Genomic DNA, 18,028 nt, shown 5'->3' on the forward strand with positions numbered 1-18,028 from the left:
TATAAGCAAGATTTGTCTATTATTTAGTAATAATAGTACGATATTAATGAGATATATTCTTATTTAATGCGGTTATTATAAATTTAATGAATGTATTTGAAAGTGATATTTTATTTTTGCATTTTTTTTGCACTGATTTTATCTCTACAGTGACATTATAGTGATTGGTGTTATTCTTTATATTTGAGTTAGTGAGATGATTTTCTCTGCAAGCTCGTGAGCAAGAAAAATAGAAGAGGGAAGGCGATAAGCTCAGCTCGCAGAGGTGCATTTACCCAAAATTGAGGAAAAATATCACCATGAGTAAGCAAACAGTTGCAACCTATGTTGCTAAAGTACTCCATAATGCAGGTGTAAAACGTATTTGGGGCGTGACAGGCGATTCACTCAATGGATTAAGTGATAGCTTACGAAAGATGGGAACGATTGAGTGGATGGGCACTCGCCATGAAGAAGTGGCCGCTTTTGCAGCAGGAGCAGAAGCGGCGGTAAATGGCCAATTAGCGGTTTGTGCTGGCTCTTGTGGACCAGGAAACTTGCATCTTATTAATGGGCTTTTTGATTGTCATCGTAATCATGTACCTGTATTAGCCATTGCAGCACATATCCCTTCTGCTGAGATTGGCAGTAACTACTTTCAAGAAACACATCCTCAAGAACTTTTCCGCGAATGTAGCCATTATTGTGAATTAGTGTCTAACCCAGAACAAATCCCTCAAATACTTGCCATCGCGATGCGAACCGCTATTTTGAAAAAAGGAGTTGCGGTTGTTGTTTTACCAGGAGATGTTGCATTAAAACCTGCTCCAGAAGATGCTCATGAAAATTGGTATCCGCTACAGTTTCCACTGATCATGCCCAATCGTTTTGAAATCGAAAAGTTATCCGATGCACTGAACAATGCAAAAAATATCACGTTAATGTGTGGCGCTGGGTGTGCTCAAGCCCATGATGAAGTAATTAAACTGGCTCAAACTTTAAAAGCGCCAGTTGTACATGCATTGCGAGGTAAAGAACACATTGAGTGGAAAAATCCGTACAGTGTAGGAATGACAGGGTTAATTGGTTTTTCATCGGGTTATCATGCGATGGAAAATGCGGATACGCTGGTGCTATTAGGAACACAATTTCCTTATCGCGCGTTTTATCCATCAAAAGCCAATATTATTCAAATCGATATTAATCCAAGCAGTCTCGGTTCACATTGTCATGTCGATATGGCAATGATTGGTGATATTAAAGCAACATTAAACGCCATACAGCCTCGTTTAAAAGAGAAAATAGATACCTCTCACCTTGATGCGTCATTGAAACATTACGCCAAAGCTCGGCAAGATTTGGATGCACTTGCACAACCGAGTGAACGTGAACTTATTCATCCTCAGTATTTAGCACGCAGATTGAGTGAAATGGCAAATGATGATGCCATCTTTACCTGTGATGTGGGGACACCAACAGTATGGGCGGCCCGTTATGTTGGAATGAATGGAAAACGCCGTTTACTAGGTTCGTTTAATCATGGCTCGATGGCAAATGCCATGGCTCAAGCTATTGGCGCACAAGCATTAGATAGAAAACGTCAAGTTGTTGCAATGTGTGGTGACGGTGGATTCACTATGTTAATGGGCGATTTTATCTCGTTAGCACAAATGAATTTGCCAGTGAAAGTAATTATTTTTAATAACAGTGTATTAGGTTTTGTGGCGATGGAAATGAAAGCCGGTGGCTATTTAACCGATGGCACAGATTTGCATAACCCTGATTTTGCTGCTATTGCCAATGCCTCTGGCATCAAAGGTATTCGTGTTGAGAAAGGTGAGGATTTGGATAGTGCACTGAAAGAGGCTTTTGAACATGATGGCCCAGTGATTGTGGATGTGGTAACGGCAAAACAAGAGCTTTCAATGCCTCCTGAGATTAAATTTGAACAGGCAAAAGGTTTTAGCCTGTATATGATGAAAGCGATTATTAATGGTAGAGGTGATGAAATTGTTCAACTAGCCAAAACCAATTGGTTACGTTAATCGCCTATCTGCAATCCGAATTATTTAGAGTATTAATTGAAGATAAAAAACCCTATCAACGTAAGCTGATAGGGTTTTTATTATTGCGCTTTTTCTGTTAAACAGAAGTTTTCAATTAATTGCCCCATTAATTCACGAGTCGGTTCAATAAATGATGTATCAATAAATTCATCAGGTTGATGGGCTTGTTCAATCGAGCCTGGACCTAATACTAAGGTCGGGCAGAGATCTTGAATAAATGGCGCTTCAGTACAGTAGTTCACCGTTTGCGCTTTCTCGCCTAATAACTTTTCAATGACAGCAACCATTTTATGATCGGTTGGACATTCATAACCAGGAATAGGATCGTGTAGCGCTTCAACATTTAAGCGCCCCGGCCAACGTGCTTTTACGGGAGCTAATGTTTCGTGTAGTAAATCATCTAAATCTTGCAATGTAAGCCCAGGTAATGGGCGAATATCCATATGAAGTTCGCAGCAAGCACAAATTCGATTTGCCGCATCACCGCCATTAATATAACCAAAGTTCATGGTGGGATAAGGGATAATAAATGCAGGATTGTTATAGCGCGTTTTTAGCGTATCGCGCAGTGTACTAAGGTGAGTAATGGATTCATGCATTAGCTCAATCGCATTCACGCCTTTTTCTGGATCGCTAGAATGTCCTGATTGCCCCGTAATACGTATCGCATTTGATAAATGTCCTTTATGAGCACGAATAGGTTTTAGGGATGTCGGTTCGCCAATAATGGCAAAATCAGGGCGGATTGTCGTATTAGCAGCAAAATAACGTGCGCCTGCCATAGAGGTTTCTTCATCTGCGGTGGCGAGAATATAAAGAGGGTGAGTTAACGCCTTAGTATCTACATCTCGCAATGCATCAAGAATAAAAGCAAAAAAGCCTTTCATATCCGCAGTGCCTAAGCCGTATAACTTATTTTCTTTTTCTGTCAGTGTAAAAGGATCTTGTGTCCAACGACCTTCATCAAATGGCACAGTGTCAGTGTGACCACAAAGTAATAACCCGCCTTTCCCTGTTCCTAATGTTGCTAAAAGGTTAAATTTTCCTCTAGTTTCAGGTACAGGTTGAATTTCAATGGAAAAGCCTAATGTTTCCAACCAATTAGCAAGCAAATTAATCAGTGATTCGTTGCTTTGATCGTTCTTAGCATCTGTAGCACTGATAGAGGGTGTTGCAATTAATTGACGATAAATCTCAATAAATGTAGGTAATTTAATATTCACTGTTGACAGCCTTTCTTCATAATAGTATCAATATTCATGCACTTTTTTTGAATAAAAATACATTAATCGGTTTGTGTTCATGGTACAAGGTAAGAATGACATGTTAAATACTCTGATTGTAGGAGCAAGTGGTTACACTGGCGCTGAATTAGTCGCCTATCTTCAGCAGCATCCCCATGTGAATTTGAGCAGACTGATGGTATCAGCTCAAAGTGCAGATGCAGGAAAATGCTTTTCTGAACTTCATCCTCAATATCGTGGCTTAGTGGATCTCCCTTTAGAGCCAATGGTTGATGTTGTTAAAGCGGCTGAGAATATTGATATCGTTTTTTTAGCAACAGCCCATGAAGTCAGCCATGACATTGCCCCGATTTTTTTAGAGCAAGGTTGTGTGGTGTTCGACCTATCGGGTGCTTATCGAGTGCAAAACGAGCATTTTTATCAACAATACTATGGATTCGAGCATAAGAATACAGATTGGTTATCACAAGCAGTTTATGGATTAGCTGAATGGAATGCTGACATTATCAGTCAGGCGCAATTAATTGCTGTGCCGGGCTGTTATCCAACGGTATCTCAGTTGTCATTAAAACCCTTAGTGGAAGCGGGACTGTTAGATACCGCGCAATGGCCAGTCATTAATGCCACCAGCGGTGTAAGTGGCGCGGGTAGAAAAGCCTCTTTAACCAGCAGTTTTTGTGAAGTGAGTTTGCAACCTTATGGTGTATTTACTCATCGTCATCAACCTGAAATTGCAACACATCTGGGCATTGATGTGATTTTCACCCCCCATTTAGGTAATTTTGCCAGAGGGATCTTAGCCACTATCACCTGTAAGTTAAAAGCAGGCGTGACACAAGAGGAAGTCAGACAAGTCTTTGACGAAGCTTATCAAGATAAGCCATTAGTGCGTGTTTATGACAAAGGATTACCTGCATTAAAAGCCGTAGTAGGAACGGCTTTTTGTGATATCGGGTTTGCTCAACAAGGTGAACATCTAATTGTGGTGGGTGTTGAAGATAACTTGTTAAAAGGGGCCGCAACGCAGGCGGTGCAGTGTATGAATATTCGGTTTGGCTTCGCTGAAACCGAATCACTTATTTAAATAATGAGTAGGGAAGTTTCATGGAACCATTAATTATCAAACTGGGTGGTGTACTCCTTGATAACGAAGAAGCGTTAACACGTTTTTTCACCGCATTACAACAATATCGTTCAACACACTCTCGCCCTTTGGTCATCGTACATGGTGGTGGCTGTTTGGTGGATGAATTGATGGGTAAATTGCAATTACCTGTCGTGAAAAAGCAAGGCCTGCGTGTTACACCCGCTGATCAGATAGACATCATTACAGGAGCACTGGCCGGAAGTGCCAATAAGACCTTGTTATCGTGGGCAACCCAATTTGGGCTTAATGGTGTAGGGCTTTCTTTGGGGGATGGGCAATTAGTGAAAGTCACTCAAATCAATGAAGAATTAGGTCATGTAGGGGATGCAACTCCAGGCTCTCCTAATTTACTTAATTTATTACTGGATGCGGGCTATCTACCTATTATCAGCTCTATCGGTATGACTGAGAAAGGTGAGCTGATGAATGTCAATGCAGATCAAGCCGCAACCGCTATCGCAGAAACGTTGGGAGCTGATTTAGTGTTGCTTTCAGACGTTAGTGGCATTTTAGATGGTAAAGGCCAGAAGATAGCAGAGATGTCAGCCGAAAAAGCACAGACATTAATTGACCAAGGCATTATCACTGACGGCATGATTGTGAAAGTAAATGCAGCGTTAGAAGCTGCCAAAACACTCGGTCGACCCGTTGAAATTGCAAGTTGGCGCCATGCTGAAAAACTAACCGCACTGTTTAATGGTGTTGCAGTAGGAACCCGTATTTTAGTTTAAAAATGTTTCTAGAAATCTTATCGCTATTTGATAGTTGGCAGAATTTAAACAAATTGGAAATTGAAGGTTATCACTATGACTAAAGGTATTAAAAAAATCGTACTAGCATACTCAGGCGGATTAGATACTTCGGCGATCATTCCTTGGTTAAAAGAACATTACGATAACTGTGAAGTTGTCGCTTTTGTTGCAGATGTTGGCCAAAGCCGTGATGATTTAGTTGGCGTAGAACAAAAAGCATTAGCATCTGGTGCTTCTGAGTGTCATATCATCGATTTACGTGAAGAGTTTATCAAAGATTATGTTTACCCAGTATTAAAAACAGGTGCTTTATATGAAGGTAGCTACTTATTAGGTACTTCGATGGCGCGTCCTGTTATTGCTAAAGCACAAGTTGAATTGGCATTAAAATTAGGTGCTGATGCTGTTGCTCATGGTGCAACAGGTAAAGGTAACGATCAAGTTCGTTTTGAAAGCACCTATGCAGCTCTTGCTCCACAACTAAAAGTCGTCGCACCTTGGAGAGAGTGGGATTTACGTTCTCGTGAAGCACTGCTGGATTATCTGAAAGTCCGTAATATTCCCACTACTGCTACACTTGAGAAAATTTATAGCCGTGATGAAAACGCATGGCATATTTCAACGGAAGGAGGGGTATTAGAAAGTCCATGGAATGCATCAAATGAAGATTGTTGGGCATGGACAGTTGATCCTAAGAAAGCCCCAGAAACACCAGAATTAGTGACTGTTACGGTAAAAGCAGGTGAGGTTGTTGCTGTAAACGGTAAAACACAATCACCTTTTGAATGTTTAGATACATTAAATGCATTAGGTGTTAAACACGGTGTCGGACGTATTGATATTGTTGAAAATCGGTTAGTGGGAATGAAGTCTCGTGGTTGTTATGAAACACCGGGGGGCACCATTATGATGGCTGCACTGCGTGGTGTAGAGCAACTGGTTCTTGATAGGGATGCGTTTAAATGGCGTCAGCAATTGGGCTTAGAGATGTCTTATGTAGCCTATGATGGTCGTTGGTTTACGCCAATCCGTGCTTCACTACAAGCAGCTGCAGAATCACTGGCAAAAGAGGTGAATGGTGAAGTGGTTTTAGAGCTTTATAAAGGTCATGTGAATGCTATTCAGAAGAAATCAGACAATAGTTTATATTCTGAAGAATTTGCAACATTTGGTGAAGATGAGGTTTACGATCACAGCCATGCTGAAGGGTTTATCCGTTTATATTCCCTACCATCCCGTATTCGTGCATTGAGCAAGAAATAACGTAAGGCAATAGAGTGATGCCAAGATGAGATGCATCACTCTCACTTTTTAATTACACAGAATAAATACAGGAAGCGATTATGGCACTCTGGGGTGGACGTTTTAGTCAGGAAGCTGATCAACGGTTTAAACAATTCAATGATTCACTGCGGTTTGATTTTCGACTGGCACAACAGGATATCTTTGGCTCAGTAGCTTGGTCTAAAGCGTTAGTCACAGTTGGTGTATTGTCGCAAGATGAACAAGCGCAACTTGAGCAAGCTTTAAATGAGTTATCAGAAGAAGTCATTGCGAATCCGCACTCTATTTTACAAAGTGATGCAGAAGATATTCATAGCTGGGTTGAAAGTAAGCTTATTGCTAAAGTGGGTGATTTAGGTAAAAAATTACATACGGGCCGTAGTCGTAATGATCAGGTCGCAACAGACTTAAAATTATGGTGCAAAGAAGAGGTTATTCATCTTCGCCAAGCAATTGTTGAGCTACAAAAAGCATTAGTTATTACCGCAGAACAAAATCAAAATGCTGTGATGCCGGGTTATACCCATTTACAACGCGCTCAACCAGTCACATTTGCACACTGGTGTTTGGCCTACAATGAAATGTTAGCCAGAGATGAAAGTCGTTTAGCTGATGCTTTGAAGCGTTTAGATATCAGCCCATTAGGTTGTGGGGCTTTGGCAGGAACGGCTTATGATATCGATCGTGAACAATTAGCGGGATGGTTAGGTTTTGCGAGTGCGACTCACAATAGCTTAGATAGCGTATCCGATCGTGATCATGTATTAGAGCTATTATCTTCAGCCGCTATTGGCATGGTGCACTTATCTCGTTTTGCAGAAGATCTTATATTCTTTAATAGTGGTGAAGCGGGTTTTATTGAATTATCAGATAAAGTGACTTCTGGCTCATCATTAATGCCACAAAAGAAAAACCCAGATGCGCTTGAGCTTATTCGCGGGAAATGTGGACGTGTTCAAGGTGCACTAACGGGTATGATGATGACCTTAAAAGGTCTACCTTTGGCTTACAATAAAGATATGCAAGAAGATAAAGAAGGTCTATTTGACGCGATCGATACATGGTCTGATTGTTTGCATATGGCAACACTTGTCCTTGATGGTATTCAAATTCGTCGTCCTCGTTGTGAAGAAGCAGCTAAACAAGGTTATGCGAATGCGACTGAGCTGGCTGATTATCTTGTTGCTAAAGGCGTGCCATTTCGTGAAGCGCACCATATTGTGGGTGAAGTAGTTGTCTGTGCGATTGAGCAAGGTAAAGCGATTGAAGAGCTACCTCTTTCTGAATTACAGATGTTTAACGATAAAATCATGATTGATGTGTACGATATTTTATCGCTTCAATCTTGTTTAGATAAACGTCTTGCAAAGGGGGGAGTTTCTCAAAAGCAGGTCGCTTATGCGATAGCAAAAGCCAAAGAAGCTTTAAATATGGATAAATAAGAAAAAAATCTCTCTAAGATAACTTACTGTTATTCCAAAAGAACAGAGTCAATTTTACTCTGTTCTTTTATTTTTAATTGCCGATAATATCGAAATTAATTATTTTGTTTGAAGTCTTTATTAAGAAAATACCAAAAAAGAGAGACAGAATAACATTCGACTGATAGAAAAATTTATCAGTTGATATATTATCTATAGACATTAACTATCAGCAATAAATGTAGGATCTGCAATGAATATCCGTGACTTGGAATATCTGGTAGCTCTAGCTGAGCATAAACATTTTCGTCGGGCGGCAGATTCTTGCCATGTGAGTCAGCCAACATTAAGTGGGCAAATTCGTAAGCTTGAAGATGAACTTGGTGTGATGTTACTTGAAAGAACTAGCCGTAAAGTTCTGTTTACTCAACAAGGTTTATTGCTGGTGGATCAAGCGAAAACGATCCTACGTGAAGTCAAAGTGTTACAAGAAATGGCTTCATTGCAAGGTGAAAGTATGGCTGGACCTTTACATATTGGGCTTATCCCTACTGTTGGACCTTATTTATTGCCTCATATTATTCCTGAATTGCATAAAAACTATCCTAAGTTAGAGATGTACCTTCATGAAGCACAAACACATAACTTATTAGCCCAATTAGATAGTGGGAAGCTCGATTGTGCAATTTTAGCAATGGTAAAAGAGAGTGCTCCATTTATTGAAGTACCACTATTTGAAGAGCCGATGAAGTTAGCAATTTATGAAGGGCACCCATGGCATGAACGAGAGTCTGTACCTATGGGGGACTTAGCTGGTCAGCGTTTATTGATGTTAGAAGATGGGCACTGTTTACGCGATCAAGCGCTTGGTTTTTGCTTTCAGGCAGGTGCAAAAGAAGATACTCATTTCAGAGCCACCAGTTTAGAAACGTTACGTAATATGGTCGCTGCAGGTAGCGGAATAACCCTATTACCTGATTTATCTGTACCTCAAGAACAAAAACGTGATGGGGTTTGTTATCTAGAATGTACAGATCCCAATCCATCACGTTCTATTATTTTAGTTTATCGTCCCGGATCGCCTTTGCGTAATCGTTATGAACAACTTGCAGAGACAATCCGTGAACATATGACCGCCTTTTATGCAAAAAAACAAAGTACATTAAAATAAGCGGTTTAAACCATTCAGTGCAGCAACACGATAGGCTTCTGCCATTGTTGGATAGTTGAAGGTTGTATTAACGAAATACTCGATAGTATTGCCTTCACCTTTTTGTTCCATAATTGCTTGACCAATGTGAATAATTTCTGCTGCACGTTCACCAAAGCAGTGAATACCTAAAATTTGCTTAGTTTCACGGTGGAAGAGAATTTTTAAACTCCCTACATTCATACCTGCTATTTGTGCTCTTGCTAGATGTTTAAATTGAGAACGACCCACTTCATAAGGAATTTTCATTGCAGTGAGTTGTTGCTCTGTTTTACCAACAGAACTAATTTCAGGAATAGTGTAGATCCCGGTTGGGATATCTTCGATTAAATGTGTTTCTGATTTTCCCGCTGTAATTGCTAAAGCAGCAATACGACCTTGATCATAAGCTGCTGATGCTAAACTTGGATAACCAATAACATCACCTACCGCATAAATATGTTCACAACTGGTTTGGTAATGCGCGTTAACAGAAACGAGTCCACGGCTATCTGTTTTAATACCCACATTTTCTAAACCCAGCGAATCTGTGTTTCCTGTTCGACCATTTGCATAGAGTAGGCAATCTGCTTTGACTTTTTTACCTGATTTTAGGTGAACAATAACACCATCATCAACACCTTCAATACTTTCGTATTCTTCATTATGACGAATCACAATACCGTTATTCCAGAAGTGATAAGAAAGAGCATCAGACATCTCTTGATCAAGGAAAGACAATAGATGGTCACGTGTATTGATTAAGTCTACTTTTACTCTTAACCCTCTAAAAATAGAAGCATATTCACAACCAATGACACCGGCGCCATAAATAATGACATGGTGAGGCTCATGCTCTAAATCAAGTATGGTGTCACTGTTATAAATACGAGAATGAGAGAAATCGACATCAGGCGGACAATAAGGACGCGACCCTGTTGCAATAATAAAATTATCTGCTGAAAGAATATCGCAAGTACCATCAGGGTAACGTACGCTGATCCTATTTTCATCAATAAATGCGGCTTCACCAGAATACATTGTACAATTATTGCGCTCATAGAAGCCTTGGCGCATTTTAGTCTGCTGGCTAATCACGGTGCTAGCTTGACGAAGTATTTGAGAAAAAGAGGAGTTAATAAGACGAGACTGGTCGCTATAAAGGGGATTTTGATTAAATTCGATAATGCGGCTTACCGCATGGCGTAGGGCTTTGGAGGGGATCGTGCCCCAATGAGTACAGCCACCACCGACTTTGTTATAACGTTCTATAACTGCGACGCGTTTTCCTTGTTTAACCAGCCCCATGGCCGCGCCTTCACCGCCAGGACCTGAACCGATAACAATGGCATCGAAATGAGAATGTTGCATAAGAAGAGACCTGTTTTATACAAACCGACAACGCTATATTAACATTAGAATGAATAATAGCCCAATTGACATTAAGGGCATTAGTCACACTTTGTTGAGTTTTTATGAGAATGTGCCTTTAGAGATGATTGCACGCACTGCTTTTTTAACAAAGTTTGATATATTGAGCATAAACCAAATTAGGATTATCAGGATTTCTGTGAGTAATAATATTGGCATCAGAGCTAAACAAAAAGAAAAAACCCGTCGCTCTTTAATAGAGGCTGCTTTTAGCCAACTCAGTGCTGAGCGTAGCTTTACCAGTTTAAGCTTACGAGAAGTAGCAAGAGAAGCGGGTATTGCACCTACCTCATTTTATCGTCATTTTAAAGATGTGGATGAACTTGGGCTGACAATGGTTGATGAAAGTGGATTGATGTTACGCCAACTGATGCGACAAGCACGTCAACGCATTGCGAAAGGAGGCAGTGTTATCAGAACATCAGTAGCGACTTTTATGGAATTCATTGGCAATAATCCTAATGCGTTTCGATTATTATTACGTGAGCGTTCTGGGACTTCGGCGGAATTTCGTGCCGCAGTCGCACGAGAGATCCAACATTTTATTGCAGAACTGGCAGACTATCTTGAGCAAGAGAGTCATATGCCACGTTATTTTACAGAAATGCAATCTGAAGCAATGGTCACTATTGTATTTAGTGCAGGCGCAGAAGCACTGGATATTGATATTGAAAAGCGTCAACAATTAGAAGAAAGATTAGTTTTACAACTGCGTATGATTGCTAAAGGTGCTTATTATTGGTATCGACGTGAGCAAGAGACGCAAACACCTCTACAAGATAACCCAGACATAAAGAAAAAAATGCATCAGAAAGGAGACAAATGATGGAACAAAATCGCTGTGAAAAAAGCACGCTATTACTTGCCACAGTCATTGGTGTCGCTTTACATGGTACTTATTCGAGTTTTTTTAATTCATTTATTGAGACGTGGTCAGTTTTCCCACTCATCAGTTTAATTTTGGCCGTTTACTGTTTGTATCAGCGCTATTTAAATCAACCTATGACCGATGGTATGCCTAAGCTGATTTTTTCATTCTTTTTATTAGGTCTATTCGGTTATAACGCTTACACCAGAACCGTTAACCCTGAATGGGGTTCAAACTTTTTCTCTTCTGTTTGTATTGTTATTGTTGCGTTGTGGATTTATCGTCAATTTAAACAGCGCCAACGCTTACGCCTACAGGCTGAAGAAGCTGAAAGAGCATCACAAGCAGAACAGTACTAGTTTGTACTTATCTCTTTGTTGTAAACACAGCGAAATTTTGACACCAGCAAGTTATCTTGCTGGTGTTTTTGTTTTTATTCGCGTTATTAAAGAATTTTTTACTCTAAGAAGAGAAATAAGCCGTTATCTTTTTTCTAATAACACACCACATTCCATATGGTGGGTGTATGGGAATTGATCGAATAAAGCTAACCTACTGATTTTATGTGTTTTAATTAAAATCTCTAAATTTTGGCACAATGTTTCTGGGTTACAAGAAATGTATAAAATGCGAGGGTAAGTTTTGACCAGCTCTACAGTTTTCTCATCTAAACCACTGCGAGGTGGGTCGACAAAAATGGTTTCACATTGGTAATCTTTTAAATCAACCCCTTCTAGACGCTTAAATTCTCTTACCCCATTCATTGCTTGCGTAAAATCCTCCGCAGACATACGAATAATTTTTACATTATCAATATGATTCATCGCAATATTGTATTGCGCCGCCTGAACAGATGGTTTTGCAATTTCTGTTGCCAGCACACGCTCAAAATTACGCGCAAGCGCTAATGAAAAGTTACCATTACCACAATACAATTCAAGCAGGTCACCTTTCGCGTTTTCTGTTGCCTTTAATGCCCATTCCAACATTTTAATATTGACCTGAGCATTAGGTTGCGTGAAGCTATTTTCAACTTGGCGATAAATCATCTCTTTACCAGCGACAGGTAACACTTCATCAATAAAATCGTTATCGAGCATAATTTTTGTTTTATATGCACGACCGATTAACTGCACATCAAAGCCTTGGGTAATTAAGGTCTGGCGTAATGCTTGAGCTTCTTGTTGCCAAGCTTCATCCAATTTCTTGTGATAAAGCAATGAGACAATAATTTTATTACTCAATGTCGAAAGATAATCGATTTGAAACAATTTTTGTCTCAATGTTGGTTTATTTTTGATTTCTGCTAACAAGGCAACCATCATTTTATTAATCAGTTGACTGGCAACTGGAAAGTGGTCAACACGAATACGCTGCTTAGTTTCTTGGTCAAACATAATATGATAAAGCGTGTCTTGCTCATGCCAGATGCGGAATTCCGCACGCATACGATAATGCTGTTCTGGTGATGAAAAAACCTCAGCGTCAGGCGCATTAAAAGGTGCCATCATCGTTTGTAGACGTTGTGTTTTTTCATTCAGTTGAGACTGATATGTTTGCGTTGGTAATGAATTCTGCATGGTATCTCGCCTTGTTTTTGGCAGTAATAAAGTTAAGCGAGCGAAATTGTAGAGATCCTCATGAAGATGTCCAGTATTCTTCATGTTCAATTTCTGGACTCAATGGAATTGAAATCGTAGCATAGTTATTCGGTCTCCTTATGGGAGTGAAAAGGGAATCTGGTGCAAAGCCAGAACTGACGCGCAGCGGTAATAGGATCAAGGATAATAAAAGACACTACGAACACATTAATAAGTGCAGTGGGAAGTCATTATCTTAAATACATAATTCTGTTTATTTAACCTAGAGTCCGAAGACCTGCCGAAGACCTGTCGCATCTTAAATTAAATACGCGTTTTATTTAATTTTGGCGGCATCCTGCTACTTATTCTGTTGGATGCAGATTTTCATGAATAATAAAAAAGTTTTCTTTATTTCAAGTATAGCTTCGAGTGTGGCTTTGAGTGTAATGGTGAGTAGTTTTGGTGCGTTTGCTAATAACAGCGATACATTGAGTGTGACAGCAAACCGCTTTCAAGAGCCGAACTCTTCTATTTTAGCGCCTATCACCGTTGTTGAACGTGAACAGATTGATCGCTGGCAGAGTAATAGTGTGATTGATGTATTACGCAGAATGCCGGGTATTGATGTGGGGCAAAACGGTGGAATAGGGCAAATGAGCTCTATTTATGTACGTGGCGCAGAATCTCGACATGTACTGATCTTAGTGGATGGTGTGCGTTTAAATCAGGCTAATGTGTCTGGTAGCTCTGATATTAGCCAAATTCCCCTTTCTCTTGTTCAACGTATTGAATATATAAGAGGGCCTCGTTCTTCTGTTTATGGTTCAGATGCGATTGGTGGTGTGATTAATATCCTGACAGAAAGAAAAACGGAAGGAGGAACGCTTAATGCCACAATGGGCTCTCATGGTTATCAAGAATATGATGGTTCTGTAAAACAGAAAGTCGGAGATAGAACAACATTAACGGTAGCGGGCAGTTATCTCTATACCAAAGGCTATGATGTAGAAGCAAATGGGAATACAGGAGGCCACCCGCAACCTGATCGCGATGGATTTATGAATAAATCGTTGTGGTTAGGGGTTAATCACGATATTAACGATGGCGTTTCTTTATATGCACGTGCTTATGGTTTTGATAATCGTACCGCTTATGATGCTTATTATGACAGTTATAACGATATCTTAACGGATACAAGAGCACTATTTAGCCGCACCTATGATGGAGGTGTGAAGTTCCATCGTGATAACTACTCTTCTTCTTTAAATACCAGTTATAACTACACTAAAGATTATGACTATGATCCTCGTTATGGTCGTTATGGTAAAGGAAGCCGTTTTACCAACTCTGAACAATATAATGTGCAGTGGGGAAATCACCTTTTATTAGAAAATGGCAGTGTAGGTGGGGGTGTTGATTGGCAACGTCAATCTATTAAAGCGGGTTCTAACGGGTTTCCTAATAAAGAGCATTTCGATAATACCGGCTTATATCTAACAGGACAGCAAAAGTTAGGCGAGATTATTGCTGAAGCTTCTGTGCGTTCTGATAAGCACTCGGAATATGGTTGGCATACTACTTGGCAAACTAACATTGGATGGGAGTTTGTCGATGGCTATCGTGTGATTGGTGGTTATGGTACGGCATTTAAAGCACCCACATTAACGCAACTTTATAGTGAGTGGGGAAGTAACCCTGATTTACAGCCTGAAAAAAGTAAACAGTGGGAAGGTGGTTTTGAAGGACTGACTGGCCCTTTAGAATGGCGAATCACTGCGTATCGTAATTATGTCGACTCATTGATCCAAGGCGAATCGAATTATCCATACCGTAATTACAATGTGGGCAAAGCGTTAATTAAAGGTGTGGAGTTTACAGGTGAAATGGATACATGGGTTTTCCATCACACCTTTAACCTTCAATATATAGATGCAAGAAATAAAGAAACACATCAACGTCTTGATCGTCGTGCGCGTCAACAGTTGAAATATCAACTTGATTGGCAAGTTGAGAAACTCGATATGGGAGTGACTTACCAATATATTGGTCAGCGCACGGATAAAGATTACGGGACTTATGAAAATGTTTCTTTAGGTGGTGTGAGTCTTTGGGACTTAACTGCGTCATATCCTATTACATCACATCTCTCAATTCGTGGTAGAATAGCCAACCTGTTTGATAAAGATTATGAGACAGCTTATGGCTATCGTACGCCAGGACGAGAATACTTCCTCACAGGAAGTTACAACTTCTGATGCACAACTTACCGCTAACCCTACTGTATTAGTTTTTGATTCAGGGGTTGGCGGTTTATCTGTTTATCGTGAGATCCGTGAAAAATTACCGGATGCTCACTATATCTATGTTTTTGATAATGAAGCTTTCCCTTATGGTGAAAAATCACAAGAATTCATTATTGACCGTGTTGTTCATATCATTAGCGCGGTTGCCGAGAAACATGATCTCGCGGCAATTGTAATTGCCTGTAATACGGCAAGTACAGTAAGCCTTCCCGCGTTACGGGAAAAATTTACTGATATTCCTATTGTAGGTGTAGTGCCGGCTATCAAACCCGCAGCTAAATTGACTTGCAATGGCGTGGTTGGATTATTAGCAACAAGAGCAACGGTAAAACGACCTTATACCCATGAATTGATTGAACGTTTTGCGACTGATTGCAAAGTTCATTCTTTAGGTTCGGCAGAGCTGGTGGAACTTGCAGAAAAGAAACTTCATGGTGAAAGCGTTTCTTTAGATGAACTGCGCAAAGTTCTTGCACCTTGGTTAAAAATGAAAGAGCCACCAGATACTGTCGTATTAGGTTGCACTCATTTCCCTTTATTAGCAGATGAGCTTCTTTCTATTTTACCTGATGGCACACGAATTATTGATTCTGGTGCTGCAATTGCACGAAGAACTGCGTGGCTGGTCGTAAATCAAGCGAAAATTAAAGGTTCAAATGAAATTAGCTTCGCTTATTGCCTAAAAGAAGATGAGAATAGCGAATTACTAAAACCTGTTTTAGCGAACTTTGGTTTCAAATCGCTCAGAAAATTGGCACTTTAAGTGCAATTTGATGGAAAATTCAACGGTCAGTAAAAAAAATCAAAAAAAGTGTTGCCAGCTTCACAAAACTCCCTATAATGCGCCCTCGTTGTCACGGCAAACCACGCTAAGTGAGTTGGTTGAGAGAACGAAGAAAAAAGTGTGAAGCCTTGAAAATAAACGCTTGACACGAAATGAGGAAGATGTAGAATGCACCTCCTCGCAACAACGCAGAAGACCGGAAACGGCAGCGAATGTTGCACTGCTCTTTAACAAATTATCAGACAATCTGTGTGGGCACTCGCAGAGACGATATCTTCTAAAATATTAGATGTATCAAGTCTTGAAGAGTGAACAACAAAAGTAAATTCATTTATGAATAGCTAAGTTTTCGATTTCTTTGAGCATCAAACACTTTTAATTGAAGAGTTTGATCATGGCTCAGATTGAACGCTGGCGGCAGGCCTAACACATGCAAGTCGAGCGGTAACAGAAGAAAGCTTGCTTTCTTGCTGACGAGCGGCGGACGGGTGAGTAATGTATGGGGATCTGCCCGATAGAGGGGGATAACTACTGGAAACGGTGGCTAATACCGCATGACGTCTACGGACCAAAGCAGGGGCTCTTCGGACCTTGCGCTATCGGATGAACCCATATGGGATTAGCTAGTAGGTGAGGTAATGGCTCACCTAGGCGACGATCTCTAGCTGGTCTGAGAGGATGATCAGCCACACTGGGACTGAGACACGGCCCAGACTCCTACGGGAGGCAGCAGTGGGGAATATTGCACAATGGGCGCAAGCCTGATGCAGCCATGCCGCGTGTATGAAGAAGGCCTTAGGGTTGTAAAGTACTTTCAGCGGGGAGGAAGGTGATAAAGTTAATACCTTTATCAATTGACGTTACCCGCAGAAGAAGCACCGGCTAACTCCGTGCCAGCAGCCGCGGTAATACGGAGGGTGCAAGCGTTAATCGGAATTACTGGGCGTAAAGCGCACGCAGGCGGTCAATTAAGTCAGATGTGAAAGCCCCGAGCTTAACTTGGGAATTGCATCTGAAACTGGTTGGCTAGAGTCTTGTAGAGGGGGGTAGAATTCCACGTGTAGCGGTGAAATGCGTAGAGATGTGGAGGAATACCGGTGGCGAAGGCGGCCCCCTGGACAAAGACTGACGCTCAGGTGCGAAAGCGTGGGGAGCAAACAGGATTAGATACCCTGGTAGTCCACGCTGTAAACGATGTCGATTTAGAGGTTGTGGTCTTGAACCGTGGCTTCTGGAGCTAACGCGTTAAATCGACCGCCTGGGGAGTACGGCCGCAAGGTTAAAACTCAAATGAATTGACGGGGGCCCGCACAAGCGGTGGAGCATGTGGTTTAATTCGATGCAACGCGAAGAACCTTACCTACTCTTGACATCCAGCGAATCCTTTAGAGATAGAGGAGTGCCTTCGGGAACGCTGAGACAGGTGCTGCATGGCTGTCGTCAGCTCGTGTTGTGAAATGTTGGGTTAAGTCCCGCAACGAGCGCAACCCTTATCCTTTGTTGCCAGCGCGTAATGGCGGGAACTCAAAGGAGACTGCCGGTGATAAACCGGAGGAAGGTGGGGATGACGTCAAGTCATCATGGCCCTTACGAGTAGGGCTACACACGTGCTACAATGGCAGATACAAAGAGAAGCGACCTCGCGAGAGCAAGCGGAACTCATAAAGTCTGTCGTAGTCCGGATTGGAGTCTGCAACTCGACTCCATGAAGTCGGAATCGCTAGTAATCGTAGATCAGAATGCTACGGTGAATACGTTCCCGGGCCTTGTACACACCGCCCGTCACACCATGGGAGTGGGTTGCAAAAGAAGTAGGTAGCTTAACCTTCGGGAGGGCGCTTACCACTTTGTGATTCATGACTGGGGTGAAGTCGTAACAAGGTAACCGTAGGGGAACCTGCGGTTGGATCACCTCCTTACCTAAGAGATACGTGTTATGTGCAGTGCTCACACAGATTGTCTGATGAAGAACGAGCA

At 41.1% G+C, this 18,028-nt stretch carries 13 protein-coding genes, 1 rRNA gene and 1 riboswitch; of the genes, 11 read left to right on the forward strand and 3 right to left on the reverse strand.

Annotated elements, in window-relative coordinates:
* The first annotated feature begins 299 nt into the window (after positions 1 to 299).
* Positions 300 to 2,024, forward strand: a complete 1,725-nt coding sequence (poxB, locus tag GWJ05_RS02240) for a ubiquinone-dependent pyruvate dehydrogenase (RefSeq protein ID WP_115370530.1) — start codon at positions 300 to 302, stop codon at positions 2,022 to 2,024.
* Between the two features lie 80 nt (positions 2,025 to 2,104).
* Here the strand turns inward: poxB and argE are convergent, their stop codons facing one another.
* A complete protein-coding gene (gene argE / locus GWJ05_RS02245; protein WP_036933261.1) occupies positions 2,105 to 3,268 on the reverse strand; it encodes an acetylornithine deacetylase in 1,164 nt (387 codons plus the stop codon).
* A 100-nt stretch (positions 3,269 to 3,368) separates the two neighbouring features.
* Here argE and argC point away from each other — a divergent pair, with 100 nt between their 5' ends.
* The 5 genes from argC to oxyR all read left to right on the forward strand — a co-directional run bounded on the left by argC (position 3,369) and on the right by oxyR (position 9,064).
* Complete coding sequence (gene argC, locus GWJ05_RS02250) at positions 3,369 to 4,373, forward strand: N-acetyl-gamma-glutamyl-phosphate reductase (protein WP_161681028.1); 1,005 nt, start codon at positions 3,369 to 3,371, stop codon at positions 4,371 to 4,373.
* Between the two features lie 20 nt (positions 4,374 to 4,393).
* The gene (argB, locus tag GWJ05_RS02255) at positions 4,394 to 5,167 is read left to right on the forward strand and encodes an acetylglutamate kinase (RefSeq protein WP_036933257.1); all 774 of its coding nucleotides are present in this window, start codon (positions 4,394 to 4,396) and stop codon (positions 5,165 to 5,167) included.
* A 75-nt stretch (positions 5,168 to 5,242) separates the two neighbouring features.
* Entirely contained in the window at positions 5,243 to 6,451 is a 1,209-nt protein-coding gene (locus tag GWJ05_RS02260; RefSeq protein WP_036933255.1) for an argininosuccinate synthase, read from the forward strand.
* Positions 6,452 to 6,531: 80 nt separating this feature from the next.
* Positions 6,532 to 7,914 carry an argininosuccinate lyase gene (argH, locus tag GWJ05_RS02265; RefSeq protein ID WP_036933253.1) on the forward strand — a complete coding sequence of 461 codons (1,383 nt, stop codon included), beginning with the start codon at positions 6,532 to 6,534 and terminating at the stop codon, positions 7,912 to 7,914.
* A 232-nt stretch (positions 7,915 to 8,146) separates the two neighbouring features.
* Complete coding sequence (gene oxyR, locus GWJ05_RS02270) at positions 8,147 to 9,064, forward strand: DNA-binding transcriptional regulator OxyR (protein WP_036933251.1); 918 nt, start codon at positions 8,147 to 8,149, stop codon at positions 9,062 to 9,064.
* On the opposite strand, the gene sthA is transcribed toward oxyR, so the two are convergent.
* On the reverse strand, positions 9,056 to 10,453 hold the full coding sequence (gene sthA, locus GWJ05_RS02275; protein WP_036933249.1) for a Si-specific NAD(P)(+) transhydrogenase: 1,398 nt from the start codon (positions 10,451 to 10,453) through the stop codon (positions 9,056 to 9,058). The genes oxyR and sthA overlap by 9 nt on opposite strands.
* Positions 10,454 to 10,652: 199 nt before the next feature.
* Here sthA and fabR point away from each other — a divergent pair, with 199 nt between their 5' ends.
* Together fabR and GWJ05_RS02285 are read left to right on the forward strand one after the other, a co-directional pair.
* Positions 10,653 to 11,339: an HTH-type transcriptional repressor FabR gene (gene fabR / locus GWJ05_RS02280; protein WP_115370957.1), complete on the forward strand. Its 687-nt coding sequence runs from the start codon at positions 10,653 to 10,655 to the stop codon at positions 11,337 to 11,339.
* Positions 11,339 to 11,740, forward strand: coding sequence for a YijD family membrane protein (locus tag GWJ05_RS02285; RefSeq protein WP_036933245.1), 402 nt, complete (start codon positions 11,339 to 11,341; stop codon positions 11,738 to 11,740). Before fabR ends, GWJ05_RS02285 begins: the two co-directional genes overlap by 1 nt.
* Positions 11,741 to 11,863: 123 nt before the next feature.
* Here GWJ05_RS02285 and trmA read toward each other — a convergent pair whose 3' ends face one another.
* The gene (trmA, locus tag GWJ05_RS02290; RefSeq protein WP_087802664.1) at positions 11,864 to 12,961 is read right to left on the reverse strand and encodes a tRNA (uridine(54)-C5)-methyltransferase TrmA; all 1,098 of its coding nucleotides are present in this window, start codon (positions 12,959 to 12,961) and stop codon (positions 11,864 to 11,866) included.
* Between the two features lie 113 nt (positions 12,962 to 13,074).
* Positions 13,075 to 13,281, forward strand: a riboswitch (cobalamin riboswitch).
* A gap of 69 nt (positions 13,282 to 13,350) precedes the next feature.
* Between trmA and btuB the strand changes: the two genes are divergently transcribed.
* From btuB to GWJ05_RS02305, 3 genes are all read left to right on the forward strand, one after another.
* Positions 13,351 to 15,219 carry a TonB-dependent vitamin B12 receptor BtuB gene (gene btuB / locus GWJ05_RS02295; RefSeq protein ID WP_115370529.1) on the forward strand — a complete coding sequence of 623 codons (1,869 nt, stop codon included), beginning with the start codon at positions 13,351 to 13,353 and terminating at the stop codon, positions 15,217 to 15,219.
* A complete protein-coding gene (gene murI / locus GWJ05_RS02300; RefSeq protein ID WP_115370528.1) occupies positions 15,164 to 16,030 on the forward strand; it encodes a glutamate racemase in 867 nt (288 codons plus the stop codon). Before btuB ends, murI begins: the two co-directional genes overlap by 56 nt.
* Positions 16,031 to 16,427: 397 nt before the next feature.
* Positions 16,428 to 17,970, forward strand: a 16S ribosomal RNA gene (locus tag GWJ05_RS02305).
* Positions 17,971 to 18,028 lie beyond the last annotated feature (58 nt).

This window comes from Proteus sp. G2626 (assembly GCF_009915985.1).
Lineage (GTDB): Bacteria > Pseudomonadota > Gammaproteobacteria > Enterobacterales > Enterobacteriaceae > Proteus > Proteus vulgaris.